Source organism: Diaphorobacter sp. MNS-0 (genome assembly GCF_019602835.1).
Lineage (GTDB): Bacteria > Pseudomonadota > Gammaproteobacteria > Burkholderiales > Burkholderiaceae_C > Diaphorobacter > Diaphorobacter nitroreducens.
The window spans coordinates 1,431,529-1,457,317 of the sequence record NZ_CP080761.1; the positions used below are offsets into that span (position 1 = coordinate 1,431,529).

The following is a 25,789-nucleotide window of genomic DNA, read 5'->3' on the forward strand; positions in this document are numbered from 1 at the left end:
GCGGCCTCCTGTCAGTTGCCGTAGAAGTTCACAGACTGCGGCGTGTACGGCGTGCCGTCGCCCAGGAAGCGCCGCCGCACCTCGCGGGCGCGCTCCGTGGCTGCCGCCTGCCGCGCCAGCTCCAGCGACGCGGCCCGGTCTTGCGTGATCTGGAGCCGCTGCGACTGGATCGATTGCTTGGCCTGCAATGCCAGCAACTGATTCATGGCCTGCATGGCTTGCAACGCACCTTGAGCCGACTGGCTCTTGCCCACGAGATCGGCCAGCACGCTTTCGTCTTCGCCCAGGTTCTGCGACGCCTGGGCCTGCATCTGCATGGTGGTCTGCAGGCCGCTGAGCGTGTTCTTCCAACGCTCCTGCGCGTCGCGGTACATCTGATTGCCGCTGACGGTGGCGGCGTACTGCTCCGGGTACAGGCGCTGGAACTCCCGATCCAGATTGGTCACGTCATAGGCCAGGCCCTTGGCCTGCGCGATCAGCCGCTGCGTGGTCGCCAGGTTGGCGCGCAACTGGCCCACTACGCTGGACGGCAGGCTGGCGAGGTTGCGCGCCTGGTTGATGAGCATCTGCGCTTCGTGCTGGAGCTGCTTGATCTGGTTGTTGATCTGCTCCAGCGTGCGGATCGCGGTCAGCGTGTTCTGCACGAGGTTCGTAGGGTCGATCACGACCCATTGCGCCTGCACGGCGGTAGCGGTGCAAAGCATGGCCGCGACGGCGGCGGCGAGAAGACGCTTCTTCATGATGGGTTCTCCTTGGGGTGGGTGGACGGGAACGAGGACAGCAGTTCGGCCGCCCAATGCAGGCCGCGGTGGCGCAGCCAGGCGGCTGCGAACGGGGTGGATGCAGATGTAGCGGCGAGCACCGCGTCGATGTCGCGCTGGTCTTGCGGCGTGGAAGCACCCGCGAAGGCCAAGGTCGCGGCGCCCAGGTCGAGGTCGAACAGGCGGTTGCCGAGACGGGATTGGTAGTAGTAGTCGCGCTTGGGCTGCGCGGTGGCGACGATTTCGATCTGGCGCGAGTTCAGCCCGAAGCCTTCGTAGATAGCCCTGATCTGCGGCTCGGTCGCCTGCGGGTTGGCGAGGAAAATGCGGCTCGCGCAGCTCTCGATGATCGCGGGCGCGATGCTCGAATCCTTGATGTCTGCGAGCGACTGCGTGGCGAAGATGACCGACACGTTCTTCTTGCGCAGCGTCTTGAGCCACTGGCGGATGCGGGCCGCGAACACCGGGTCATCGAGAAACAGCCACGCCTCATCGAGGATCAGCAGCGTGGGCGCACCGTCAAAGCGTTCATCGAACCGGGCAAAGAGGTAGTGCAGCACGGCCATGACGGCGGCCTTGCTGTGTGACCTTGCCCCTGTTTCGTGTAGCTCTTAACCCACGGTTCACGCGGCCTTTTTACGCTGTGCCTCGTACCAGCGCTGCTCGTACTGCATCGGGCTGAGGTAGCCCAGCGACGAATGCAGCCTTCGGTGATTGTAGAAGGCCATCCAGTCCATCACCGCCTGCCTGGCCTGCTCACGGGTAGCAAATTTGCACCCATGTACGCTGGCTGTTTTCAGCCGGCCCCAGAAGCTCTCGGTCGGTGCGTTGTCCCAACAGTTACCCTTTCTGCTCATCGATGAACGCATGCCCCAGCCCTTCAAGGCATCCTGGAACTCATGGCTGCAATACTGGCTGCCCCGGTCGCTGTGGAATATCAGCCCAGGAGGCGGCCTGCGGCGCCACCACGCCATGGCCAGCGCGTCCTTGACCAGGCTGGCCTGCATGTGCGGCTGCAGGCTCCAGCCCACCACCTGACGGTTGAACAGGTCGATGACCGCAGCCAGGTACAGCCAGCCCTCGTCGGTTTGGATGTAGGTGATGTCGCCACTCCAGAGCTGGTTGGGCGCCTCGGGGTTGAAGCGCCGCTGTACCAAGTCGGGCGCCACCGGCAGGCTGTGGCGGCTATCGGTGGTCACCACGAACTTGCGTTTGGTCTTGGCCCTGATGCCGTGCTGCTGCATGAGCTTGCGCACCCGGTCTTTGCCCACTCGGATGCCCCGGGCCAGCAGTTCCTTGTGCATGCGTGGCCAGCCGTATTCCCCCTTCACCTCGGCGTGGATGGCGCGCATGTACGCCAGCAGGGCTTCGTCGCTGTGACGCCGGGCAGGTCCACCGTGGCCAGACTCACGCCGGCGCAGCCAGTTGAAGTACCCGCTCGCGCTGACCTCCAGCACCCCGCAGGACACACTCACCGGGTACAGCTTTCTCATTTGGTGAATCCAGGCGTACCTCGCAGCGTGTCCTGCGCGAAGTACGCCGCGGCTTTTTTTGCGATGTCGCGCTCCATGCGAAGGCGAGCATTCTCTGCACGCAACCGGGCTATCTCCATCTGCTCGGGCGAGACTTGGATGCCCTTGTCACCACCGCCCGCACCGTCCAATTCTCCCTTGGCTGACAGCCGCACCCAGTTGCCCAGGCTCGCTTTGGGGATGCCCAGTACCTTGGCCACCACCGCAATCGCCTGACCCGAGCGGACCTGCCGAACAGCCTCCTGCTTGAACTCTCGCGTGTACTGCGCACGCACCTGCTTGTCACTCATCTCTGAACTCCTTGTCGGTATCTTCAACAAGGGTTAAGAACTCCACTTTTCAGGGGCAACCTCAGTGCATCAGCTCTTCCATCTCGAAGCACTGCACGGCGCCGGAACCCAGGCGATCCGAATCCGCATCCAGCAGCTTGCCGTGGGCGCCGCCGAGCACGTAGGGCGCGAGCGCCTGGCGCAGCGCGTTCGATTGCAGCAGCACCGACAGGCCGGTCATCGTGCGCTGCTCCAGCGGAGCACCGGCGAGGCTGCCGAGCGCCGACCAGATGGCAGCCTTCTCCTCCGGGCCGACGGTCACGCCTTCATGCCGCAAGCGGCCTTCGATCCACTCGGCGGCCCAGGTTCGATAACCCTCGCGGTCGATGCGGGCCAAGGGCTGGAATGCGATCTCGCCATCCATACCGAGGTCGTAGTGCTCGCCGCCCAGGCCCAGCACCGTTGCCCGGATGGAGCGGCCCATGTCGAACGCGAGGATGCGCGATCCGCGATAGCGCCGGAACTGCATCGCCAAGGTGGCGAGCAGCACCGACTTGCCCATGCCGGTCGGCCCCGCGACCAGCGTGTGGCCCACGTCGCCGATGTGCGTCACCAGCCGGAACGGTGTCGCGCCGTCGGTGCGCGTCACGATCAGCGGCGGGCCGTTGAGATGGTTATTGCGCTCGGGGCCGGCCCATACCGCCGACACCGGCATCAGGTGCGCCAAGTTCAGCGTCGAGACGATGGGCTGGCGCACGTTGGCGTAGGCATGGCCGGGAATGGACGACAGCCAGGCATCCACCGCGTTCAAGGCCTCGGGCATCGTCACGAAGCCCCGGCCCTGGATGACCCGCTCCACCATGCGCAGCTTCTCGTCGGCCTTCGCCGGGTCGGCATCGAGCACCGTCACCGTGGTGGTGACATACCCGAAGGCCACCTGATCGCTGCCCAGTTCCTGCAAGGCCGCGTCCGCATCGGCCGATTTGTTGCTGGCGTCGGTATCGACCAGCGGGGTTTCCTGCTGGAAGATGGTTTCGCGCAGCAGCGCGATCACGTTCTTGCGCTTGGCGAACCACTGGCGGCGCAGGCGGGACAGCTCCTTTTCCGCATCGGCTTTGTCCATGCAGAGGAACCGGGTGGACCAGCGATAGCCAAAGCCGAGGCGGTTGAGGTCATCCAGAATCCCCGGCCAAGTCGAGGTCGGGAAGCCACGCACCGACACCACGCGCAGGTGCTGGCCGCCCAGCATGGGCGCCAGGCCACCGACCAGCGCGGAGTCGGTCAGCAGCGCATCGATGTGGAAAGGCACTTCAGGCACGCCGACGCGATAGCGCCGCGTCGAGATGGTGGCGTGCAGGAAGGTCAGCGTCTGGCTGTCGTCCAGCCACGCGATTTCCGGCATCACGCCATCGAGCAGGTCGAAGATGCGATCGGTTTCCGCGACGAAGGCCGTCAGGCGCTCGCGCCAGTCCACGCCTTCGGTGGGCCGGTTCTCGTACAGCATCCCCGCCGCGCGGGCGCGCGATTCCTCGGGCGGCAGGTACACCAGCGTCAGGTGGTAGCCGCTCTCGAAGTGGTTGCCCGAGTCCTCGAACGTAGCGCGGCGTTCCTCGTCCACCAGCCACGACAACGGCTCGGGAAACTCCGAGTGCGGATAGTCGGCTGCGGGCCGGCGCTCGGCTTCGATGAACAGCGCCCAGCCCGAACCCATACGACGCAGCGCGTTGTTCAAGCGCGCCGACGTGGCAATCAGTTCGCCTTGCGTTGCGCTATCGAGGTCAGGCCCGCGAAACCGGGCCGTGCGCTGGAAACTGCCGTCCTTGTTCAAGACGACGCCCGGCGCAACCAGTCCAGCCCAAGGCAGCCAGTCGGCCAGCAGCGCGGGCCGCTGGCGGTATTCGGCAAGGTTCAGCATGGCATTCCCTCACACGTCCAGCAGCGGCCGGTGCTTGATGTGCCGCGCGAACACGGCCATGAACTGCGGATCGACTCGGGCACCCCACACCGCCAGCGAATGGCCGGCGATCCACAGCACCACGCCGGGAATCCACAGTTGCAGGCCCAGGCCCACGGCGGCGGCCAGCGTGCCGTTGGTGATGGCCACGGTGCGCGGAGCGCCGCCCATCAGGATCGGCTCGGTCAGAGACCGATGTAGCGGCACCTCGAAGCCGGGCATTCCATCGTGCGGGCCGTTCATACGACGGCCCCACCGGAGAAGCTGAAGAACGACAGGAAGAAGCTCGAAGCGGCGAACGCGATGGACAGGCCAAACACGATCTGGATCAGCTTGCGGAAGCCGCCCGAGGTATCGCCGAAGGCCAGCGCCAAGCCCGTGGCGATGATGATGATGACTGCGACGATGCGCGCCACCGGCCCCTGGATGGATTCGAGGATAGATTGCAGCGGTCCTTCCCAGGGCATCGAAGAACCGGCGGCCTGCGCAGTACCTGCGAGCAGCAGCATGAAGGCAGCGAGCATCAAGCCCTGAATGGCCGGGCGAGCCAAGCCATGCAGCCGTGCGGGCCGAGGAAGCGGATTTGCGGAAATACGGAAAGCATCAACGTGCGTCATGGAAGTTCTCCAGAGTGGTCGGGGGACGGGGAGGAAAGGTCGGACTGCGGCAGCAGCTCCGGGAATGGAGCCTCAAGCGCATCCGCCAGGTGGTAGCCCACGCCATCGAAGCCGATGACGCGGGCGATGCTCTCGATGCGGCGCTTGCGCCCGCGCCCAGCGATGTGGATGACCACATTGACCGCTTCCGCGATCAACGCACGGGGCGGGTTCACCGCCACTTCGAGGATCAGTTGCTCCAAACGCAGCAGCGCGCCCAGCGCGGAGCCGGCATGGATCGTGGCAATGCCGCCCGGATGGCCTGTACCCCACACCTTGATGAGATCCAGCGCTTCGGCGCCGCGTACCTCGCCGACGACCACGCGATCCGGGCGCAGGCGCATGGACGAACGCACCAACTCGGTCATGGACACGACGCCCTGGCGTGTGCGCAGCGGCACATGGTCGCGGGCCGCGCATTGCAGCTCCACAGTGTCTTCGAGCACCAGCACGCGGTCGCCCGTGGCGGCGATCTCCGCCAGTAGCGCATTGGCCAAGGTGGTCTTGCCGGTGCTCGTCCCACCTGCGATCAGGATGTTTTGGCGCTCGCGCACGGCGCGCACCAGCAGACCCGCCTGCGCGGCGGTCATCATTCCGTCCTCGATGTAGCGCGACAGCGGGATCACGCCAAAGGCGCGCTTGCGCAAGGCGAAGGCCGGCCCCGGTGCGGCGGGCGGCAAGATGCCCTCGAAGCGCTCGCCCGTCTCGGGCAGCTCCGCCGTCAGGAGCGGCTGACCGCGATGCACCTCGGCGCCGACGTGGGCCGCGACGAGGCGGATGATGCGTTCACCGTCCGCCTCGGACAGCTCCACACCCATCGGTGCGCGACCCGACGAAAGCCGGTCGATCCACAAGGTTCGATCCGGGTTCAGCATGACTTCCACTACGTCGGGGTCTTCCAGCGCGGCGGCGATCAGCGGCCCCATTGCCGTGCGCAGCATCTGGATGCGGCGATCCAGGGAAACGGCGGTGAAGGAAGGAACGGCGCTCATGACGCGCGCTCCTGCGCGTCGTCCATGCGTGCCGGGTCTGGATGCAGTTCTTCCACCACGTCCCGCACCAGACTGCGACCGCGCAGCAAATGCCGCCCGAGTTGTTCGACGAACTGCTCGAAGCGCGCCTTGCCCTGGGCGCGCGCTGCGTCCTGATGCGCTTCGGGCACGGGCGTGCTCACCGTGAGGAAGTAGCGGATGAACAGTGCCAGCGTCTCGATCTGGATGTTCAGGTCGCGCTCCATGCGCTCGGCGTGCCGTGACAAGCGATCCAGGCGCTTGGCAATTGCTGCTTCGCGCTGGTCGGCGGCATCGGGCGACAGCCACGATGCCAAGGCGGCAGCGACGATGCTGGACTTGGATACGCCTTTCTTGGCGGCCAGTTCGTCGAGCCGCTTGCCATGCTCAGGCTGGATGAACACGTTGAGGCGGTGTTGGGTCATAGGTCGATTCCGTCGTCAGGGTCGAGGGAAGCCAGCCGGGCCGTGCGCTGCATGGCCGGATCAAGCTGGCGCGGAAGGGGAAGCGGCAAGTCGTCGTCGTCATCGAGCAACCCGAGGTCGGCTGCGGGCGCGGCCAGCTCGGGGTCGTAGGCGACGGTTTCGGAGAGTTCAGGCTGACGGCGCGGGCCGCCTTCATCCGTGGAACCCAGGCCATCGGCGGATGCCGTGGCCGGTGCGGCGGGCACGGCGGGGATCGCCAGCCCGCTCCAGTCGTCCGGGCGTAGCGGCGGCGCGTCGGCGTACTGACCGCCTGCAAGCACAGGCGGCGGCAGCACGCGGCGCTTGAAATTGGCGTCCGCGTAGTAGCGCAGCTTCTTCGCCTTGATCGGTGCCACGCTGGACACCATCACCACGGCCTCGTCGGGCGGAAGCTGCATGACTTCACCCGGCGTCAGCAGCGGACGCGCGGTTTCCTGGCGCGACACCATCAGGTGGCCCAGCCACGGCGCAAGCCGGTGGCCCGCGTAGTTGCGCTGGGCGCGCAGCTCGGTGGCCGTACCCAGCGTCTCGGAGATCCGCTTGGCGGTGCGCTCGTCGTTCGTGGCGAACGTCACGCGCACATGGCAGTTGTCGAGGATGGAATGGTTCTGCCCATACGCCTTGTCGATCTGGTTGAGCGACTGCGCGATGAGAAAGCTGCGGATGCCGTAGCCCGCCATGAAGGCCAGCGCCGTCTCGAAGAAGTCCAGGCGCCCCAGCGCCGGAAACTCATCGAGCATCAGCAGCAGCTTGTGACGGCGCTCGATGCCATCGGAGCCATCGAGCGATTCGGTGAGGCGCCGGCCGATCTGGTTGAGGATCAGGCGAATGAGCGGCTTCGTGCGCGAAATGTCCGAAGGCGGCACCACCAGGTACAGCGACACCGGATGCTCGGCCGCGATCAGGTCGGCGATGCGCCAGTCGCAGCGCGATGTGACTTCGGCCACCGTGGGGTCACGGTACAGGCCGAGGAACGACATGGCGGTGCTCAACACGCCGGAACGCTCGTTGTCCGATTTGTTGAGCACTTCGCGCGCGGCCGACGCCACCACCGGGTGCGAGCGATCGCCCAGGTGCAGGGTCGTCATCATCCGGTGCAGCGTCAGCTCGAACGGGCAAGCCGGGTCAGACAGGAAGTTGGCGACGCCGCACAGCGTCTTGTCCTCGCCGGCATAGAGCACGTGCAGAATCGCGCCGACCAGCAGCGCATGGCTGGTCTTCTCCCAATGATTGCGTTTCTCTAACGCCCCTTCGGGATCGACCAGAATGTCGGCGATGTTCTGCACGTCGCGGACTTCATGCACGCCGCGCCGCACTTCCAGCAGCGGGTTGTAGGCCGCTGACTGGCTATCCGTCGGGTTGAACAGCAAGCAATGCGAAAAGCGCGAGCGCCAACCGGCGGTGATCTGCCAGTTCTCGCCTTTGATGTCGTGGATGACGGCCGAAGCTGGCCAGGAAAGCAGCGTCGGCACCACGAGGCCCACGCCCTTGCCCGAGCGCGTGGGCGCGAAGGTCAGGATGTGTTCCGGGCCTTCATGGCGCAGGTACTGGTGGTCGTGCTGGCCGAGGAACACGCCGGTCGGCTGCGTGAGGCCGGCCTTGCGAATGTCATCCGCGTTCGCCCAGCGGGCCGAGCCGTAGGTCGTGACCAGGCGCGATTGCCGCGAGCGCCAGATCGACATGCCGATGGCGACCACCACCGCCAGCAATCCGCTGCCGCCTGCGATGGCGCCGCCGGTGTCGAACACGCGCGGCGCATAGGCATCGAAGACGAACCACCACTCGAACAGCCGCCACGGGTGATAGACCGGCGTACCGAAGAAATCGAACCAGGGCGAGCCAAGGCGTAGCTGATAGCCCAGGGCGGCGGCTGTCCATTGCGTGGCGCTCCACACCCCAGCGATCACGATGCCGAACACCACGGCAATCTGACCGAACAGCACGTTCGTTCCCTGCATCATCCAGCCTCCGATCGCGGCACAGGCATGTGCCGCCCTCGTGAGGATCAGTGCCGCTGGGCGTGCCGGTCAAAGACCGTTATCGGCAGGTTGATGCCGCAAAAAGCATGGTTTCCGGCAGGGAAGAACTGGGGCGAAAGACCGCCACAACGGGCGCGCTGCTGCGCAGCGCGCAAAAAGGCGCAGGCACGCGCAGGTGCGTTGCGGCAAACCGACCATCAGAACTTCGGCGGTTCCTTCGGCGGCGTATAAGGCACCTTGCCGTCACCCAGGAAACGCCGGTTCGTCGCCTCGGCCACTCGGTTGCACAGCACGTCGCCCATCGTCGGACGATCCGTCTTGCACTGCTGGCGCAGTTCTCGCAAACGCACGGGGTCAGCAGCCAGTTCCTCCACGCTGGGCACGGCGGCGGGCTTGGACGGCTCAGACTTGCCGCAGGCGACCAGCAGAACTGCTAGCGACGACATAGCGATGATCTTGGATAGGTTCATGGCTTGAATCCTCCGAAGTGAAACGGGGCCAATGGCTAAGCGTCTCCCGGTCCCAGGGCTTCGACCCGCTCGATAAAGCGGGCTAGCGCCTGCGACGGCTCGGCGTCGCGGCGCAGCAGATAGGTAGTGAGCATGGGCGACTTTCCCGCGAGCGGTCGGCCCACCACGCCCGGCTCGCGGCTGGAAGCGATGTGCGCGGCGCCTGCGAGCCCCAGCGCCAAGCCGGCCGACACGAAAGTCATCATCACGTCGAACGTGGCGACGTACTGTTCGATCAAGGGCTCCCGGTCCTGCTTGCGCAGGATGCGGTCGATCTGCTTGGCATGGCCTTCGCAAACTGCCGGGTCGCCCAGCACCAGGGGATGTTGCAGCACTTCATCCAGCGGTACCCGCCTGTGGGCCAGTAGTTCATGGCGCGCGGGCATGGCGACCATCAGCTCATCCTCCCAGGCGGGTTCGATGATGATGCCGTCGCCCACCTCGTCGGCCATCGAGAAGCCCGCGTCGTATAGATCGTCACGCAGGCCGCTGAGTTGCTGGGCCAGCGGCACCTCGAACAGGCGGATCTCGATCTCCGGGTCTTCCTCGCGGCAGCGCGCCAGCAGCGCCGGCAGGCGCGAGGGGGTGATGCCGTCGGACAGCGCCACGCGCAACCGGCCGTGAAAGCCATTGGCTGCCGCCTTCACGCTCTCACGCGCCTGGTCCAGCGCCAGCAGCACGCGAGGCGCGTTCTCCATCAGCAGCTTGCCCGCCAGCGTCAGGCGCGTGCTGCGGCTGGTACGCACGAACAGTTGCGCGCCCAATTCCTCTTCCAATTCCCTGATGGCGCGCGACAGTGGTGACTGTTCGATATGCAACCGCTCCGCAGCGCGGGCGAAGTGAAGCTCTTCGGCAACGGCCAGAAAGTACCGGAGGTGACGCAATTCCATGAGTCGATGTCCCTGTAAAGCTTAAAGGAGTCTGTCGTGGTGCCGTAACGGCGTTCATCGTTTGTCCTTTCAAGCGGTTACGCCCTCATGTGCTGGCTCTGCCGTGACATCCTCTTCCTGCTCATCCGGGCGATGGGCCAGCCGGTACAGGATCGGCAACACCAGCAGCGTCAGCATGGTGGAAGACAAGATGCCGCCAATCACCACGGTGGCCAACGGCCGCTGTACTTCCGCGCCGGTGCCCGTAGCAATGGCCATCGGGATGAAGCCCAGCGATGCCACCAGGGCCGTCATCAGCACCGGCCGCAAGCGCGTCAGCGCGCCCTCGCGGATGGCTTCGTCCAGCGGCGTTCCAGCCTCACGCAGGCTGCGGATGTAGGAAATCATCACCAGGCCATTGAGCACGGCGACGCCCGACAGCGCGATGAAGCCGACGGCGGCGGAGATCGACAGGGGAATGTCGCGCAGCCACAGCGCCAGGATGCCGCCGGTCAGCGCGAACGGAATGCCGGTGAAGACCAGCAAGCCGTCCTTGACGTTGCCGAACATGGCGAACAGCAGCACGAAGACCAGCAGCAGCGACACCGGCACGACGATTTGCAAGCGCTGCGTAGCGGATTGCAGGTTCTCGAACGTGCCACCCCAACTCGTCCAATAGCCCGTGGGAATCTTGACCTGCGCCAGCGCGGCCTCGGCGTCGGCCACGAAGGAGCCCACGTCACGACCGCGCACGTTGGCGCTGACCACGATGCGGCGCTTGCCGTTTTCCCGGCTGACCTGGTTGGGGCCGGGCGCCAGCTCGAAGCTCGCCACCTCGGCCAGTTGGATGAAGTTGGTTCGGCCCTCGGCGCCACCCGTGCCACCCGTTGCGCGCGGCAGCGGAATCGGCAGGCGCTTCATGCTTTCCAGGTCGTTGCGCAACGATTCCGGCAGGCGAACCAGGATGTCGAAACGGCGGTCGCCTTCAAACAAGGTGCCGGCCTCGCGCCCGCCGATGGCCGTGGCCACCACGTCCTGGATGTCGGCTACGTTCAGCCCGTAGCGTGCGGCTTTCTGGCGGTCGATGTTCACGGTCAGCATCGGCAAGCCGGTGGTCTGCTCCACCTTGACCTCGGACGCGCCAGGAATCTTCTGCAACATGGATGAGACTTCCTCACCCGTCTTGTTCAAGACATCCATGTCGTCGCCAAAAATCTTCACTGCCACATCACTGCGCACTCCCGAGATGAGTTCGTTGAAGCGCAACTGGATCGGCTGCGAGAACTCATAGTTGTTCCCCGGCACCTTGCCCACGGTCTCCTGAATGGCCGCCAGCAATTCGTCGCGTGACTTGCGCGGCTCGGGCCACTCGGACAGGGGCTTGAGCATGATGTAGCCGTCGGAAATGTTCGGCGGCATCGGGTCGGAGGCGATTTCCGCCGTGCCAGTGCGCGCAAAAACGCGGTCGATCTCAGGGAATTTGGCCTTCAGCGTCGCTTCCAGTTGCTGCTGCATCGCCACCGATTGCGTCAGGCTGGTACCCGGAATGCGCAGGGCCTGGATGGCGAAGTCGCCCTCGTTCAGGCTGGGCACGAACTCGCTGCCCATGCGGGTGGCAATCAGGCCGCACAGCACAATCGCCACGGCGGCTGCCGCCAACACCACGGCCTTGGCCGCCATCACGCGATCCAGCAACGGGCCGTACCAGCGCTTGGCTTGCACCACCAAGAAGTTTTCCGTCTCGCTGACCCGATGGCCGATGAACAGGGCGACCGCCGCCGGAATGAAAGTCACCGACAGGATCATGGCCCCCACCAGCGCGGCCACCACGGTGAACGCCATCGGGTGGAACATCTTCCCTTCCACGCCCGTCAGGGCGAAGATGGGTAAGTACACCACCATGATGATGAGCTGTCCGAACAGCAGCGCGCGGCGCGATTCCTTGGACGCCAGGAACACCTCGTGGAAGCGCTCCGTGCGCGTCAAGGGCCTGCCGTAGTGGGCCTGCGCATGGGCCAGGCGGCGCACGCAGTTTTCGACGATCACCACCGCCCCGTCGATGATGATGCCGAAATCCAGCGCCCCCAGGCTCATCAGGTTGGCGCTCACCTTGTAATGCACCATGCCCGTGAAGGTGAACAGCATCGACAAGGGAATCACCGTCGCCGTGATGATGGCCGCACGGATGTTGCCCAGGAACAGAAACAGGATGACGATCACCAGGATCGCGCCTTCCAGCAGGTTCTTCTTCACCGTGGCGATGGCCTTGTCCACCAGCACGGTGCGGTCGTAGACCGTCACCGCGTGCACGCCCTCGGGCAGGCTGCGGTTGATCTCCACCATTTTCTTGTCCACGGCCTGCGACACCGTGCGACTGTTCTGGCCGATGAGCATGAAGACCGTGCCCAGCACCACTTCACGGCCGTTGTCCGTGGCGGCACCGGTGCGCAGTTCGCGCCCCATCCCAACGTCCGCCACGTCGCGCACGCGGATGGGCACCCCGCCCGCGCTGCTGAGGATGACGTTGCCGATGTCCTCCAGCGTCTTGACCTGCCCAGGCGCCCGGATCAGATACTGCTCGCCGCGCTTTTCGATGTAGCCCGCGCCCACGTTGCCGTTGTTGCGGTCCAGCGCCGTCACGATGTCTTGCAGGGTGACGCCCAACGAAGCCAGACGCGCGGGGATAGGCGCGATCTGGTATTCCTTGGCATAGCCGCCGATCGAGTTGATTTCCGTCACGCCGGGCACGTTGCGCAACTGCGGCTTGATGATCCAGTCCTGGATCTCGCGCAGGTCGGTGGCCGTGTAGGGTGTGCCGTTGGGCTTCTTCGCACCGTCCTTGGCCTCGACCGTCCACAGGTAAATTTCGCCCAGGCCGGTGGAAATCGGCCCCAGTGCAGGCGTGATGCCGGCGGGCAGTTTGTCGCGTGCCTCCTGGATGCGCTCATTGACCAACTGGCGCGCGAAGTAGATGTCGGTGCCGTCCTTGAAGATCACCGTCACTTGCGACAGACCATAGCGCGACAGGGAGCGGGTCTGCTCCAGGTTGGGCAGGCCCGCCATCACCGTTTCAATCGGGTACGTCACCCGTTGCTCGACCTCCAGCGGCGAATAGCCCGGCGCCTGCGTATTGATCTGCACCTGGACGTTGGTGATGTCCGGAACGGCGTCGATGGGCAGCTTCTGATAGCTGAATACGCCAATGGCGGCCATGCCGATGGCGGCCAGCAGCACCAGCCATCGGTGCTCGATGGCCGCGCGAATAAGTTTTTCAAACATGGACGTGGCTCCGGCATCAATGGGTGTGTTCGGCAGAGGCTTTGCCGAGTTCGGACTTCACGACGAAACTGCCTGCCGCCGCATACGCTGCCCCGGCTTGGAGCCCTTGCAGCACCTCGACGCGCTTGCCGTCGCTGCGGCCCAACTGCACGGGCTGGGCCACGAAGCCGTCATTCACCTTGACGAAGACGACGGGCTTGTCGCCCACGCTCTGTATCGCATCGCTGGCCACAGTGACGGGCACGTTGGCCTCGGATGCGGTCACTTCCACATTGACGAACAGGCCGGGACGCCACGCGCCCTGCGGATTGGCCAAGACCACGCGGGCCTTGGCCGTGCGGGTCTGCTCGCCGATCAACGCGCCCACGAAAGTGATGGTGCCTTGCGCGCTGGCATCGAAGGCCGTGGCCTTGATGTTGACTTTTTCGCCCACTCGGACGAGCGGCAAATCCTTGGCAGGCACGTTGATTTCCGCCCAGACCTGGCCCAGGTCAGACACAGTGAACACGGCAGCGTCTTCCTTGACGGCTTCGCCCTGGCTGAGGTGCTTTTCAATCACCACGCCATCGAAGGGTGCGCGCAACTCCAGGCGGTTCAGCCCGCCCGAAGACCCTGGGGCCAGGCCCACGGCAGACAGCTTCTGCTGCGCGTTGGCCACGGCGACCTGCGCCTCGTTCAATGCCTGCCCGGCTTGCAGGTAATCCTGCTCGGCGGAAATCTTCTGTTCCCACAGCCGCTTCTCGCGCTCGAAGGTGGTCTTGGCCAAAGCCAGCCGCTTTTGCGCCGTCTGCAATTCGCTGCGCTGCTCGGAGGCGGTCGGGCTGGTTATGACCGCCAGCACCTGTCCCTTCTTGACCGTTTGTCCCAAGCTGGCCTGCACGCTCTCGACCACGCCCGCCATGCGCGGGACGACATGCGAGGTGCGGTCTTCGTTCAGGCGGATCTCGCCCGGCAATTGCAGGGCAGACTTGATGCTTGCAGCCCCTGCGGTGTCGATGCCGATGGATGCCGCCTTGATTTGCGCATCGCTGAGTTCGACTTTCCCCTCTTCCTGGCTGAAGCTGAACCTGAAAGGCGCATTGGCCGTTTGTGCCACGATGTTGATCTCGAACGCATGGGGCTCCGGCACGGTCTCGCGACTCAGCAGACTGTCTTTGTCGGGCGCGAAATTGAGCGCCTGCTTCTCGCCGGTCAAACGCGAAACGGTGGCGCTGACCTTGGCGGCGCTGGCGGCCAGCGCCTTGCCCTTGTCGTACAGCCAGATGCGTAGGCGCGGCTCGCCGCCGTCTTCGGCGAGCAATGCCTCCAATCCGAAATCCCCTTCATTGAACAGCTTGCCGCCATGCGGCCCCTTGCCCGGCCCTTCATGGTGCTCGCCATCCGCATGGCCCTTGTCGTCCTCGTGCTGCGCATCGCTTGTCTTGCCATGATGCTCACCATCGCTGTGGGCCTTGGCTTCAACGTGGCTGCTGTGGCCCTCGCCTTCGGCGCTCTTGCCCGTCTTGCCGCCGAGGATGGCGCCGCCCAGTCCAACGCCCACAACGGCGATCACGGCGATGGCAATCCATTGCTTCTTGCCGACGTTCAGTTTGTTCGTGTCGAATTTCATGTTCATTCCTTGTTCGCGGGCGGGGTGGTCGTGGGTTCGGATGCGCCGATCACGCGATCCATGTCCGCCGCCGCGCGATGCGCTTCGGCCAGTGCCTTGAGGTATTGGGATTGGGCGGCGAAGTAGGTGCGTTGCGCGTCCAGCACTTCCAGGAAATTGAACTTTCCGTAGCCAAAACCCACGGTGGCCGCGTCATAGGCGCTCTTGGCCCCAGGCAGTACCTCGCGCTGCAACACGTCGATCTCGCCGCGAACCAACGTCAGCCGTTCGCGGGCTTGCAGCACTTCCGTGCTCAGGCGCAGGTTCAACGCCTGGAGTTCGTCCCGCGCCTTGTCTTCACGCTTCAACGCTTCCAGCAAGTTGCCCTGATTGCGGTCGAACAAAGGCAGCGGCACGGAAACGCCGAGCATCAACTGATTGCGCGCAAGCTCGTTCGGGCGCTTCACGCCCAGGCTGACCGTGACATCTGGCGTTTGCTTGCTCCGCTCCACGTCAGCCAATGACCTGCGGCGTTCAACTTCCAACTGCGCCCGGCGCAATGCCGACGAGGCCGACAGGCGCTGCTGGATGTCATCCAGCGAAGGGACGACCGGGAGATCATCCACACTGCCCGACACCTGGGTGAACTGTGGCGGGCTGGCCCCCAGCAAGCTGGCCAGCCGTGCGCGGGCGCTGCGCTGTTCGCTTTGGGCCTGCGCCAGTTCAACCCGCACGCCGGCCTCGGCCACCCGGGCCTTGGTTTCCTCGACCGGAGAGACCTTGCCCGCCATCACGCGCTTGGCAACGGCGTCCGTCGCTTTCCTGGCCAAGTCAACGCTGTCCTGGGCCAAGGCCGTGCGATCCTGGGCTGCCAGCGCATCGAAGAAGGCGGCGACCACGGCGGCGCGAATTTCGACGCGACGCGCGTTCAACTCCTCGACCGCAACGTCACGCCCACGCTCTGCCGCCGTGATGCGGGCAGCGCGCTTGCCGCCCAATTCGATGGGCAGGTTGATCTGAGCGCTTTGGGTGCGGGTTTGCGTGCGCTGGTCTTCAAGCGCATACGCCAGTTCGGGGTTGCGGCGCGCTTGCGCCTGAAGCACCTGGCCTTGCACGGCCTCGACTTCCCGCTGAGCGACGGTCAGGTCAAGATTGGCTTCCAAAGCCAGCGCGATGGCTTTTTGCAGGCTCAGTGGAGCCGTTGCTTCAGTCTGCGCCCCGCTTTGGGCATTGCCCGGCAGCGCTGGCAGCGGCTGGGCGAAAGCCAGCCCTGCCGTGAACGCAAGGAGCAAGCCTGCCGCCGTTGCCCTTGCGTTGTGATTGTGAATACCCTTCAACATCCGATTCTCCAGTGACTTGAAATACACGAGGGAATCGGCGGGGGGCGATCCAGATGATCGCCAGCAACGTCGTCACATCAGCCGCACGAAGCCGGCTGGATACCGTAGCGCGCCATGCGCGACGGCAGGGGTGAGGACGAAGAGAAAGGAACGCGCTCCCCGCCGATCAGGCGAGGGCACGCCACCGAGGGCGCTCTAAACGTTCGGGTGGAGGCGCGGCAAGGCTCTCCGGGTGGTACGCCGTATCCAGGGACGGGCTGATCGACGACGCCAGCTTGACATCCCCTGACAAGACCGAGAAGCACCCGGCATGACAGGACGGGCAATCAGGATCGCCGCCCAGGGTCTTGGCCGGATCAGGGCTGGCGTCCTTGCCGTCGGCCGCCTTGTGCTGGTGCGCATGGTGGCCGAAGTGCTTGGCCGCAGCCCCGGTTTCATGCTGGCAATAACTGGCCACAGCCGCCCAACTGAATTGGAGCGGCAAGAACACCAGCAAGACGAGGGCCAGCCATTTGCGCATAGGGGTAACAGTGTAGCAGTACAGGCTTTACTTTGCCACTCCTCGCTGCTTGGGTTTTCTCAGAGCCCCGTGCGCGTAGCGTGCCTCCTCTCAGGTTCATCCTGCATCAAATCAGAGCCGCTTCGATATTCGGCGAGTTGTGGCCGCTTTGACGACTGGGGCGACACGAGGGGGCGCCACAGCGCAGGGTACGGGCAGCAGCAGGTCAACCGCCGGAGTACATTTCGAGCCGCGCACGTCGAGCTTCTGGTGATTCGCTGCGCATCTCATCGAGAACCTGCTGGCGCGTCTTCGGCGCTTCGGAACTCTTGATGGGCAACGGTGCTCCACGTTGCAGTATCGCCAGCGTACCGTCCTTACGGGCGGCCTCGACTTCGGCCATCACCTGGGCACGGGTCTTGGTACTCTTGAAATGATCGGGGTGATACGTGAAGCCCTGCTCATTGGACGCGGGGTGCCAGAGCGAATCGGCCTGGGCCGCCATGGGCAGTGCCGTGGCCAGGATAATGGCTTTCATGGCGACAAGATGGGTCAGTTTCATTGCATGGTCCTTTCCAGTGTGATTTGCAGAAAATCGATATGCCCGAAGGCATGAGCACAATGTAAGAACCGGCACCGAACGGGAGTAAAACGTGCAGATGACAATTTGGACAGGTTGCGAGAGACCGCAGCAGGAACGCTGCGCATGAAGCTGCTGATCGTGGAAGACGAAGCCAAGCTCGCGGACTATCTTCGCAAGGGACTCTCTGAAGAAGGCTATGTGATCGATGTGGCTGCCAACGGCATCGATGGCCTCCACATGGCCTCTGACGGCCACTACGACCTGATCGTTCTCGACACCATGCTGCCGGGCATCGATGGCTTCGGCTTGCTGGCTGCACTGCGGCAGAGCAAGCAGACGCCGGTGATCATGTTGACGGCCCGCCATCGCATCGAGGATCGCGTACGCGGGCTGAAGGCGGGAGCGGATGACTACCTCGTCAAGCCGTTCGCCTTTTCCGAGCTGGTGGCCCGCATCGAAGTGCTGCTGCGCCGCGTTGCTGGCACTGCGCCCGCACCCGATGCGCTGGTGCTGTGCCTGGGGGACTTGCAGGTGGACCTGGCGCGGCGGCGCGCTACTCGGGCCGGCCAGCGCATCGACCTGTCGGCAAAGGAGTTCCAACTGCTGACGCTACTCTTGCGCCGCAAGGGCGAGGTTCTGTCACGTACTGAAATCGCGGAGCAAGTATGGGACGTGAACTTCGATCACGGTACCAACGTGATCGACGTCGCTGTGCGTCGCCTTCGGAGCAAGCTCGACCTGCCCTTCGAGCGCCCACTGCTGCACACCGTCCGTGGCATGGGCTACGTACTCGAAGATCGGCAGTCGTGAGACCCAGGCGTGCCGGATCGCTGGGGCGGCGGCTTGCCCGCTGGCTCGCACTTCTCACCCTGGTCGGGCTGGCCTTGACCTGTCTGGGCATTTACACCGTCACCGCACTGAGCTTCAAAGAGCGGCAGATGGACACGCTGCGGCAACAGCAGATCCAGGTGAACCATCTCATTGCTGAGGCAGCAGGGTTGGGAAGCGGTACGCTTGCACACAAGCTTGACGATGGCATGGTCGGCCGACAGGACATGAAATTGATCCTGACCCGTGCCGACGGCAGCGTCATCTATGCCAGCGCCGGCATTCCAGTGCATCACCGCGTGATCGACATGCGATTCGAGGCTACGACCGGCACTCCCCCCATCCAGGCGGTGCTGAGTCTTGATGTCAGCGAGGACGATCGTGTGCTAGAGCGTCTAGCCCGCACGCTCGTCGCCGCCGCACTCGCTGGCGCAGTGGTGATTGCTGTTGGCGGATTTACGCTGGTGCAGATCGGGCTGCGTCCAGTGCGCGACCTCTCGGCTCAGATCCAGGCGCTGGAGGCCGATACTCTGCACCGGCTTCTGGATGGCTCCGCTCAACCCGACGAACTGGCTCCGCTGGTGGCCCACGTCAACGAATTGCTGAAGCGTCTGCACAAAGCCTACGAACAACTGGAAGCCTTCAATGCTGACGTTGCGCATGAACTGTTCACGCCGTTGGCGACGTTGATGGGGGGCACCGAAGTCGCTTTGCGCAAAGCACGCGATGCCGACACGCTGCGGGATGTGTTGGGCTCGCACCTCGAAGATATCCAGCGCATGTCGATGATCGTGCAGTACATGCTCTTCTTGTCGCAAGCCGACCGAGGAGCTGAAGCCCGCCGCGAGCATGTCGCCAGTCTGGCCGGCGTTGCGCGCGCGGTGGTGGAATTGCACGAGGCGGCCATTGAGGAAGCCGGGCTGAAAGTTCGTATCAATGGTGATGCCACTGGCTTGGCCGACGTGCGCCTATTGCAGCGCGCATTGTCCAACCTGATCGGCAACGCAACCCGGCACGCGCATCCGCACAGCACCGTTGTCGTGCAAATCGACCGACTGGATGGTGAGATCGCCCTGCGGGTGATGAACGAAGGGCCGACGATCTCAGCCGAGCATTTGCCCAATCTGTTCAACCGCTTCTACCGGGCAGATGCAGCGCGGTCGGATGCCGCCCGCAATCATGGACTGGGCTTGGCCATCGTGGCCGCCATCGCCCGCATGCACGGAGGGCGGACTATGGTCGATTCGAGCAACGGCGTCACATCTATCGGGCTCGCGGTGCCTACCCCGAACACGCAATAGTTCAACGGGTCGCGCCCTACCAACAGGCTGGCCTACTAGCCAATTACTTCTTCTAGCAGGAGAAGCGCCAGAAAGCCGACAAAGAACATCGCCGTCACCCAGGGACGATCTGGCGTTTCGTGCGCTTCGACCAACAGTTCTTCGGTCACGAGGTAGAGCAACGCAATCAGACCAAACGCGAAGAAGCCAGTCAGAAGAGGGTTGGGCAACAGCGCCACCGGCGCTCCAAGCAAGGCCCCGATCGGCAGCAAGAGCACGAGCGCGGACGTAATCCAAATGACCTTGGCACGAGAACGAACGCTCTCGCCGAGTTCCGTCGCCACCGTCAATCCCAGGAACAGAACCTCAATGGTCAGGGCGATGGTCAGAAGCAAGCCGACCTTTGGGCCAGCCGCAAACCCGATACCAAGCACCAAGCCATCAATCAGGATGTCGATGCCGATCACGGTCAGGAGACCGGCTGGCCCCTTCGCCAATGCTTCCAGATGCTTCACCAGCAGCATGGTGGCGACGCCGATTCCGCCGCCGATCATCGTCGCCAAAGGTGAGGCGCGGTGCATGATGTCGGGCAAAATTTCGCCGGCCGCCGCCGCGAACACGACGCCAGCGGCAAAGTGCTGAATCGCACTGACCAGTGTTGGCCCCGGCCGCACGTTCACCGCGACCGTAGCTCCGATGATGGCGGCCGCTGCCGGAATCAAGGTGTAGATCCAGGCCGAGATCACCATGATTCAAGTTACTGCGTTGCCGCACTGAGCGCAGAATTTCGCGCCGATGGGAATGACGCTACTGCACTTCTTACACGATGCTGGCACCAGCGATGTCCCGCACTGGCCGCAAAAGCGGGAGCCTTGCGGATTGATCGTTTTGCATTGCGGGCATGGGATGCCACTGGCCGAAGGCGTTGGATTGCGCCCCCAATCATGACCGCTGGAGCTGCCGCGGCCGTGGCTATTGCCATGCCCGTGGGAACTGCCATGCCCTCCGCTGTCTCCGCCAAAAATTCGACCTAAGATTCCCATTTTCAAACTCCGTATTCCGTTTTATCGACCCGCCCGCTGTCTGAGCAGCCTCAGTCCGTTGAAGACCACCAGCAAGCTCGCCCCCATGTCGGCGAACACGGCCATCCACATGGAGGCATCGTCGAAGACGGCCAGCAACAGGAAAACCGCCTTGATGCCCAGCGCGAGCACGATGTTCTGCCACAGCACGGCGTGGGTGCGCTTGGACAGTCGGATCGTTTCGGGTAGTCGGCGCAGGTCGTCATTCATGACCACCACATCGGCGGCCTCCATCGCGGTGTGGGTGCCAGCGCCGCCCATAGCGAAGCCGATGTCAGCCTTCGCCAGCGCGGGGGCGTCGTTGATGCCGTCGCCGGTCATCGCCGTGACGCCCAAGCGCTGCTGAAGCTCTCCGATGGCCTGCAACTTGTCCTCGGGCAGCAGGTTGCCACGCACCTCGGCGATGCCCGCCTGGGTGCCGACGGTTTGCGCCGTCGCCAGGTTATCGCCCGTCAACATCACCGGCGTCACGCCCAATGCCTTCAGGTCGGCCACGGCCTGCGCGGATGAGGATTTGATGGTGTCGGCTACTGCACAGATGGCCATGACCCGTTCGCTGCTGGCCAACAACGTGACGGTGCGGCCAGCTTGCTCATGCACTGCAAGGCGGGCTTCGAGGTCAGCCGAACACTGCCCGCGCTCTTCAATCCAGCGGTGGTTAGCCAGCACATAGGTATGGCCGTCGATCACCCCCTGCACGCCGCGCCCGGCAACAGCCTGAAACTCATCCACTTCTTGCGTGGCGGACGACACGCCGTCCGCAATGGCCTTGGACACTGGATGATCCGACCGCGCTGCGAGGCTCTTGGCCAACCCCTCCAGGGCTTGTTGGCCGAGTCCTGTGTCCACGGGCTCGAAAGCCACCAGCTTGGGCTTGCCTTCGGTGATGGTGCCGGTCTTGTCCAGCGCCACGGCCTTGATCTTGCGCGCCTCTTCCAGGTACACACCACCTTTGATCAGGATGCCTCGCCGCGCCCCAGCGGCCAAACCGCTGACGACGGTGACGGGCGTGGAAATCACCAAGGCGCAAGGGCAGGCGATGACCAGCAGCACCAGGGCCTTGTAGGCGGCCTGCGTCCAGGTCAGCCCCATGAGCCAGGGCGCCAACAACGCAACGGCAACGGCCAGGACGAACACCGCAGGCGTGTAGACGGCGGCGAAGCGATCCACGAAACGCTGCGTGGGCGCACGGGAAGACTGGGCCTGCTCAACGGCGTGGATGATCCGCGCCAGCGTGCTGTCGGACGCGGGGGCCGTGACACGGATTTCCAACGCCGCAGCCTGATTGATGGTGCCGGCGAAGACTTCATCGCCGGGGCTCTTGTCCACCGGCAAGCTTTCGCCGGTCACGGGGGACTGGTCAATAGCGCTCTGACCTAGGCTCACGATGCCATCCAGCGGAACGCGCTCGCCGGGGCGAATACGCACGGTCGTGCCCACGGTGACTTCCTTGACTCCCATGCGCACCCAATTGCCATCGTCTTGACGCACTTCAGCTTGCTCCGGCGCGAGCGCCAGCAGGCTCTTGATGGCGCCGCGCGCCCGATCCACGGCGCGGGCCTCAATGGCTTCCGCAATCGCATACAGGGCCATCACCATCGCCGCTTCGGGCCACTGGCCGATCAGGAAAGCGCCGGTCACGGCCACGGTCATCAGGGCATTGATGTTCAAGCGGCCCTGCCGCAGTGCAGCCAGCCCTTTGCCGTAAACCGAGAAACCCGACAGCGCGATGGCCGCCGCGGCCAGCGCCATTCCCAGCGCCTTGACAGGTACGCTGTCTGGAAAGGCGAATGCCAAGCCCTCGGCCGCCACAGCCAACCCAAGGGCGCCCAGCGATTTGCCCCATCTCGTCCAGAAGCCCGTTGGCGAGGCAACCGCAGCAGCCGACGAGCCTGTGTCGCCAAGAGGTTCCGGCTTGAAGCCTGCCTTGCGGATTGCGTCCAGCGCCTGCTGCAAGACAGGATCATCGGCGGCAATGGCCAACTCGCGTTCGCCCAGATTGAATTGCAGGCTACGAATTCCCGCCATGCCGTCCAACGCCCGGCGGATTTCCGACTCCTCCGAGGCACAGTCCATATTCGCAATGCGGAAGCGCTGGACATTCTTCGCGCCGAGGGGTTCTGGCTTGAAACCCGCTTTGCGGATCGCTTCCAGGGCCTGGGGCAGCGCGTGGTCATCGGCGGCAATGGCAAGCTCTCGATCCCCCAGGTTGAATCGCAGGCTGCGAATCCCCGCCATGCCTTCCAGCGCCCGGCGGATTTCCGACTCCTCCGAGGCACAGTCCATGTTCGCTATGCGAAAGCGTTGCGGCTCGATAGTCGTTCCATCAGACGCTGTTGGCTCGGGCACCGCAGGCACTGTTGCACAGCCACTCCCGCAGCAGGCAGGGTCAGCGTGTTGGCGTTGGCGGGCAGAGTTCATGAAATTCTCCTTTTCAGGCAAATTGGAAACCCTGTACCCACTACAGAGTCAAGCGCCTACAATGAGCCTTGGAGAAAAACCCGCGACCGCTCAAGATGAAGCTATGAAAATCGGCGAACTGGCTAAGGCCGCACATACCCAGGTAGAGACGATCCGGTACTACGAGCGTGAAGGCTTGCTACCAGAAACGGCCCGTACAGATGGCAACTACCGCATGTACGCAGAAGAACACGTTGACCGACTGTCCTTCATCCGGCACTGCCGGGGTTTGGACATGACACTGGATGAAATCCGGGTTCTATTGCGCTTCAAGGATGCTCCGCACGAGAACTGCGCCCAGGTGAATGACCTGCTCGACGAGCACATAGACCATGTGGCTACTCGCATCAAGGAATTGAAAGCGCTGGAACGACAACTCAAGACCTTGCGGGAAAGCTGCCGGGAATCCCAGCAGGCCAGTCAGTGCGGCATCTTGACCGAACTGTCCTCAGCATCGCGCCAGGTGCACGAGCCAGCAACGCGCAGGGGTCATGTTCATGGGGCGCATAGCCTCAAGTGACTAGCTCAAAGAAACTCCAAGCCGACGCCCGATTTCCCATGAGGCCGCTCCGCCACGCACCGTCGCCGCAAGCTGCTGCCCCAGTCGCTGCTCGATCACTGGCTTCCACGGCACCAAGCTGAACCCCATGCCGTCGTCCAGCATCGCGTACCGTCCGCTGGCGAGCATCACGCTCCGGCGGTAGATGCCAGCCACGCGCTGCCCGTCCGCCGTCGGGCGGTGTTCCAAGCCAGTTTCCGCAGCGATGTCCTTGGCGACCTGCGCCAGTTCTCGATTGCGCAGCGTGCCCAGCAGGTTGCGCGCCAGGATCACGCGCTGCCCGCGCCGCTCGGCCAGTCCCTGTTCGGCCAGGAAGTCGGCGCGCTGCTGCATCGCCTGTTTGGTCTCGCTGCCAAAACCCAGGTCACCCAGCCCCGAGCCGCCGCCGATCAACTGCTGGTCGAGCCAGGTGGCCCCGATCACGCGGGCCTGCCGCTCGATCGACAGGTGCGATTTCAGCTCCACCGCCACGCCGCCCAGGCGCTGCGCGTCGTATTGGCGGCCACGCTCGGCCAGGTCGTCCGGCACCGTCCATAGACCATCGGCCACGCGCTCCACGATGCCGGCCCGGCGCAGGGCTTCCAGCCGGCGAACATGGGCCGCGACGACCTCTTGCGGGTCGCGGCCAGCCGTGGCCCGGCCTTGCTCGATCGCCAGGTGATGATCGGTGCGGTACAGGCCATCGCTCGCGAGCGCGGCGATGTTCTTGTCGGCCGCCCGCACCTCGGCGGAACCGCGCACCTCCACCACCGCGCCGGTCGGATAGTTCGCCAGCTCGTCGCGGGCGTTCAACGCAACGTAGTGGGCCTTGCCGTCCACGCCGTCGATGACCAGATAGCCGCGGTCGTGCAGCTCGTCGGCCAGCCCCTTTGCAGCCACTCGGCCGATGACGGTACGGCCGTCGTCGCCCGGCTCGAACACCGCCAGCTCGCGCGGCTGGCCGCTCATGGCCCGTTGCATGGTGCGGATGATGTCGCCACGCTCACCCAGAGCGCGCAAGGTCTTCTCCGCGTCCGCATGGACGGCCCAGGTGCCGGGCTGCGTCTCGTCGGCCAGGCCCAGGCGCTGCAAGCGTTGCAGCCGGCCGATCAGCAGCAGGCGCTGGCGTTGCAGCCGGGGTTCGTTGAAGCGTTCGATCTGCACCCGGCCGTCCTCGCCGGCTTCGCGCTGCAACGTGCGGTCGAGGCTCGTCCACCGCTCCTGCTTCACTTCCCGCTGCAAGGTCTGCTGGATCTCCAGTTCGGTGCGCGGCCCCAGCCATTCCGTCGCCAGCTCGACGGCGCGATGGCGGAAACCGTGGGCGATGTAGTCGCCGGCGATGATGAGGTCTTTGCCGGTGTCGTCGCGTCCGCGCACGATCAGGTGGGTGTGCGGGTTGTCGGTATTCCAGTGATCGACCGCCACCCAATCCAGCCGCGTGCCCAGGTCGGCTTCCATCCGGTTCACCAGATGCCGGGTGTAGGTGCGCAGGTCGTCCAGCTCGGCGCCGTCCTCTGGCGACACGATGAAGCGGAAATGGTGCCGGTCGTCGGCCGCCCGTTCCTTGAAGGCATCGAGGTCGGCTTCGTCGGTCTGCGGCCCGTAGGCCCGCCCAGGTTCGCCATCGCGGCCGGCGCCATCGCGCTCGATGTAGCGCAGGTGCTTGGCGAGCGATTGCGGGCTGGCATTGCGCTGATTGACCAGCAGGGTCTTGATGGTCACGCGCCGAGACATGGGCGTCAGCTTCGCCCCGGCGAAACGCGCCGCCGTATAGCCGCGCCCCAGGCGCGAGCCGGGCCTCTGGCCTGCGCGTGCGCCACTGCCGCCGGCTGCGGAATGGCGCACCGACGACTTGCCGCTACTGGCCTTGCCTGCCTGCTTGAGCACCTTGGAAACGAAGCTCTGGCCCCGGTTCTTCGGTGCGCTGGGGCGGATGCGGAAATCATCGTCGCGGCGGTCGGTCATGGCTGCGCTCCCTGCAAGCTCTGGCGTGTCCGGTCGTGTGAAGCACGCGGACAGCCCTGCATTGGCGCGGGCCTCGCGCCCCAAGCGGCACGGTGGCGAAGCCGCTCCGTGCCGCGCCACCCCATGTGCAGACTGGCTTTCGACGCGGCCCGGTGCCGCGTCCTTTTGTCTTGCCTTCCGCCTTTGCCCCTCGCTGGCGCTCCGGGCAGCGGCGGCCCGGCGGTGCTGCTGCGCGAGCAGCCAGCGCGCCGGCGAACGCGGCGACGGCCATAGGCCGGGCGCGTTCGAGGCAAGACGCCTGCACGTTGGACGGCTGCGCCGAAGGCAGCGCGAAGTGCGGTGCC

At 64.8% G+C, this 25,789-nt stretch carries 21 protein-coding genes and 2 pseudogenes; 3 read left to right on the forward strand and 20 right to left on the reverse strand.

Going from position 1 to position 25,789, the window contains the following annotated elements; translation table 11 throughout:
* Nucleotides 1-11 precede the first annotated feature (11 nt).
* From trbJ to K2L43_RS07000, 16 genes and pseudogenes are all read right to left on the reverse strand, one after another.
* Nucleotides 12-740: a P-type conjugative transfer protein TrbJ gene (gene trbJ, locus K2L43_RS06925; protein WP_220638734.1), complete on the reverse strand. Its 729-nt coding sequence runs from the start codon at nt 738-740 to the stop codon at nt 12-14.
* Nucleotides 737-1,345: pseudogene (locus tag K2L43_RS06930) on the reverse strand (TraM recognition domain-containing protein); the annotation flags it as partial. The pseudogene K2L43_RS06930 and the gene trbJ, both read right to left, overlap by 4 nt.
* A 39-nt stretch (nt 1,346-1,384) precedes the next feature.
* Nucleotides 1,385-2,583, reverse strand: a protein-coding gene (locus K2L43_RS06935) for an IS3 family transposase (protein WP_103738857.1) whose coding sequence is annotated in 2 segments (ribosomal slippage) — nt 1,385-2,316 and nt 2,316-2,583 — 1,200 coding nt in all. Because the reading frame shifts where the segments join, the coding sequence is not laid out codon by codon here.
* A gap of 64 nt (nt 2,584-2,647) precedes the next feature.
* Nucleotides 2,648-4,477, reverse strand: a pseudogene (trbE, locus tag K2L43_RS06940) (conjugal transfer protein TrbE); the annotation flags it as partial.
* Between the two features lie 9 nt (nt 4,478-4,486).
* Nucleotides 4,487-4,759: a VirB3 family type IV secretion system protein gene (locus K2L43_RS06945; RefSeq protein ID WP_013517136.1), complete on the reverse strand. Its 273-nt coding sequence runs from the start codon at nt 4,757-4,759 to the stop codon at nt 4,487-4,489.
* Nucleotides 4,756-5,133: a TrbC/VirB2 family protein gene (locus tag K2L43_RS06950; RefSeq protein WP_013517137.1), complete on the reverse strand. Its 378-nt coding sequence runs from the start codon at nt 5,131-5,133 to the stop codon at nt 4,756-4,758. Before K2L43_RS06950 ends, K2L43_RS06945 begins: the two co-directional genes overlap by 4 nt.
* Complete coding sequence (gene trbB / locus K2L43_RS06955) at nt 5,130-6,164, reverse strand: P-type conjugative transfer ATPase TrbB (RefSeq protein ID WP_013517138.1); 1,035 nt, start codon at nt 6,162-6,164, stop codon at nt 5,130-5,132. The genes K2L43_RS06950 and trbB overlap by 4 nt, the downstream gene beginning before the upstream one ends.
* Nucleotides 6,161-6,607, reverse strand: coding sequence for a CopG family transcriptional regulator (locus K2L43_RS06960; protein ID WP_013517139.1), 447 nt, complete (start codon nt 6,605-6,607; stop codon nt 6,161-6,163). Before K2L43_RS06960 ends, trbB begins: the two co-directional genes overlap by 4 nt.
* On the reverse strand, nt 6,604-8,604 hold the full coding sequence (locus K2L43_RS06965) for a conjugal transfer protein TraG (protein ID WP_041715981.1): 2,001 nt from the start codon (nt 8,602-8,604) through the stop codon (nt 6,604-6,606). The genes K2L43_RS06960 and K2L43_RS06965 overlap by 4 nt, the downstream gene beginning before the upstream one ends.
* 218 nt (nt 8,605-8,822) lie before the next feature.
* The gene (locus tag K2L43_RS06970; RefSeq protein WP_009523287.1) at nt 8,823-9,095 is read right to left on the reverse strand and encodes an EexN family lipoprotein; all 273 of its coding nucleotides are present in this window, start codon (nt 9,093-9,095) and stop codon (nt 8,823-8,825) included.
* A 35-nt stretch (nt 9,096-9,130) separates the two neighbouring features.
* Complete coding sequence (locus tag K2L43_RS06975; RefSeq protein WP_013517141.1) at nt 9,131-10,024, reverse strand: LysR substrate-binding domain-containing protein; 894 nt, start codon at nt 10,022-10,024, stop codon at nt 9,131-9,133.
* 69 nt (nt 10,025-10,093) lie between these two features.
* A complete protein-coding gene (locus K2L43_RS06980) occupies nt 10,094-13,282 on the reverse strand; it encodes a CusA/CzcA family heavy metal efflux RND transporter (protein WP_220638735.1) in 3,189 nt (1,062 codons plus the stop codon).
* A gap of 16 nt (nt 13,283-13,298) precedes the next feature.
* On the reverse strand, nt 13,299-14,891 hold the full coding sequence (locus K2L43_RS06985; protein WP_304511170.1) for an efflux RND transporter periplasmic adaptor subunit: 1,593 nt from the start codon (nt 14,889-14,891) through the stop codon (nt 13,299-13,301).
* Nucleotides 14,892-14,893: 2 nt separating this feature from the next.
* On the reverse strand, nt 14,894-16,210 hold the full coding sequence (locus tag K2L43_RS06990; protein ID WP_196995286.1) for a TolC family protein: 1,317 nt from the start codon (nt 16,208-16,210) through the stop codon (nt 14,894-14,896).
* 166 nt (nt 16,211-16,376) lie between these two features.
* Entirely contained in the window at nt 16,377-16,730 is a 354-nt protein-coding gene (locus K2L43_RS06995) for a hypothetical protein (RefSeq protein WP_220638736.1), read from the reverse strand.
* Nucleotides 16,731-16,935: 205 nt separating this feature from the next.
* Nucleotides 16,936-17,271: a DUF4148 domain-containing protein gene (locus K2L43_RS07000; protein WP_220638737.1), complete on the reverse strand. Its 336-nt coding sequence runs from the start codon at nt 17,269-17,271 to the stop codon at nt 16,936-16,938.
* 144 nt (nt 17,272-17,415) lie between these two features.
* Here K2L43_RS07000 and K2L43_RS07005 point away from each other — a divergent pair, with 144 nt between their 5' ends.
* Together K2L43_RS07005 and K2L43_RS07010 are read left to right on the forward strand one after the other, a co-directional pair.
* The gene (locus K2L43_RS07005) at nt 17,416-18,102 is read left to right on the forward strand and encodes a heavy metal response regulator transcription factor (RefSeq protein ID WP_220638738.1); all 687 of its coding nucleotides are present in this window, start codon (nt 17,416-17,418) and stop codon (nt 18,100-18,102) included.
* Between the two features lie 128 nt (nt 18,103-18,230).
* A complete protein-coding gene (locus tag K2L43_RS07010) occupies nt 18,231-19,421 on the forward strand; it encodes a heavy metal sensor histidine kinase (RefSeq protein WP_220638976.1) in 1,191 nt (396 codons plus the stop codon).
* Nucleotides 19,422-19,456: 35 nt separating this feature from the next.
* Here K2L43_RS07010 and K2L43_RS07015 read toward each other — a convergent pair whose 3' ends face one another.
* Genes K2L43_RS07015 through K2L43_RS07025 form a run of 3 tightly spaced genes read right to left on the reverse strand, consistent with a single transcriptional unit; the run spans nt 19,457 to nt 22,903 of the window.
* Nucleotides 19,457-20,143, reverse strand: coding sequence for a transporter (locus K2L43_RS07015; RefSeq protein WP_348638355.1), 687 nt, complete (start codon nt 20,141-20,143; stop codon nt 19,457-19,459).
* 9 nt (nt 20,144-20,152) lie between these two features.
* Complete coding sequence (locus K2L43_RS07020) at nt 20,153-20,443, reverse strand: zinc ribbon domain-containing protein (protein WP_220638740.1); 291 nt, start codon at nt 20,441-20,443, stop codon at nt 20,153-20,155.
* 21 nt (nt 20,444-20,464) lie between these two features.
* A complete protein-coding gene (locus tag K2L43_RS07025; RefSeq protein ID WP_220638741.1) occupies nt 20,465-22,903 on the reverse strand; it encodes a heavy metal translocating P-type ATPase in 2,439 nt (812 codons plus the stop codon).
* A 103-nt stretch (nt 22,904-23,006) separates the two neighbouring features.
* Here K2L43_RS07025 and cadR point away from each other — a divergent pair, with 103 nt between their 5' ends.
* Entirely contained in the window at nt 23,007-23,462 is a 456-nt protein-coding gene (cadR, locus tag K2L43_RS07030) for a Cd(II)/Pb(II)-responsive transcriptional regulator (protein WP_013517151.1), read from the forward strand.
* Here cadR and K2L43_RS07035 read toward each other — a convergent pair whose 3' ends face one another.
* The gene (locus K2L43_RS07035; RefSeq protein ID WP_220638742.1) at nt 23,463-25,445 is read right to left on the reverse strand and encodes a relaxase/mobilization nuclease and DUF3363 domain-containing protein; all 1,983 of its coding nucleotides are present in this window, start codon (nt 25,443-25,445) and stop codon (nt 23,463-23,465) included.
* Nucleotides 25,446-25,789: the final 344 nt, after the last annotated feature.

Coding starts and splice junctions, on each gene's coding strand:
- K2L43_RS06980 (WP_220638735.1), bottom strand. CDS start 13,282: ATGTTTGAAAAACTTATTCGCGCGGCCATCGAGCACCGATGGCTGGTG.
- K2L43_RS07005 (WP_220638738.1), top strand. CDS start 17,416: ATGAAGCTGCTGATCGTGGAAGACGAAGCCAAGCTCGCGGACTATCTT.
- K2L43_RS06945 (WP_013517136.1), bottom strand. CDS start 4,759: ATGAACGGCCCGCACGATGGAATGCCCGGCTTCGAGGTGCCGCTACAT.
- cadR (WP_013517151.1), top strand. CDS start 23,007: ATGAAAATCGGCGAACTGGCTAAGGCCGCACATACCCAGGTAGAGACG.
- K2L43_RS06960 (WP_013517139.1), bottom strand. CDS start 6,607: ATGACCCAACACCGCCTCAACGTGTTCATCCAGCCTGAGCATGGCAAG.
- K2L43_RS07010 (WP_220638976.1), top strand. CDS start 18,231: ATGGACACGCTGCGGCAACAGCAGATCCAGGTGAACCATCTCATTGCT.
- K2L43_RS06970 (WP_009523287.1), bottom strand. CDS start 9,095: ATGAACCTATCCAAGATCATCGCTATGTCGTCGCTAGCAGTTCTGCTG.
- K2L43_RS06975 (WP_013517141.1), bottom strand. CDS start 10,024: ATGGAATTGCGTCACCTCCGGTACTTTCTGGCCGTTGCCGAAGAGCTT.
- K2L43_RS06950 (WP_013517137.1), bottom strand. CDS start 5,133: ATGACGCACGTTGATGCTTTCCGTATTTCCGCAAATCCGCTTCCTCGG.
- K2L43_RS06990 (WP_196995286.1), bottom strand. CDS start 16,210: ATGTTGAAGGGTATTCACAATCACAACGCAAGGGCAACGGCGGCAGGC.
- K2L43_RS06995 (WP_220638736.1), bottom strand. CDS start 16,730: ATGCGCAAATGGCTGGCCCTCGTCTTGCTGGTGTTCTTGCCGCTCCAA.
- K2L43_RS07020 (WP_220638740.1), bottom strand. CDS start 20,443: ATGGGAATCTTAGGTCGAATTTTTGGCGGAGACAGCGGAGGGCATGGC.
- K2L43_RS06965 (WP_041715981.1), bottom strand. CDS start 8,604: ATGCAGGGAACGAACGTGCTGTTCGGTCAGATTGCCGTGGTGTTCGGC.
- K2L43_RS07035 (WP_220638742.1), bottom strand. CDS start 25,445: ATGACCGACCGCCGCGACGATGATTTCCGCATCCGCCCCAGCGCACCG.
- trbJ (WP_220638734.1), bottom strand. CDS start 740: ATGAAGAAGCGTCTTCTCGCCGCCGCCGTCGCGGCCATGCTTTGCACC.
- K2L43_RS07000 (WP_220638737.1), bottom strand. CDS start 17,271: ATGAAACTGACCCATCTTGTCGCCATGAAAGCCATTATCCTGGCCACG.
- K2L43_RS07025 (WP_220638741.1), bottom strand. CDS start 22,903: ATGAACTCTGCCCGCCAACGCCAACACGCTGACCCTGCCTGCTGCGGG.
- K2L43_RS06985 (WP_304511170.1), bottom strand. CDS start 14,891: ATGAAATTCGACACGAACAAACTGAACGTCGGCAAGAAGCAATGGATT.
- trbB (WP_013517138.1), bottom strand. CDS start 6,164: ATGAGCGCCGTTCCTTCCTTCACCGCCGTTTCCCTGGATCGCCGCATC.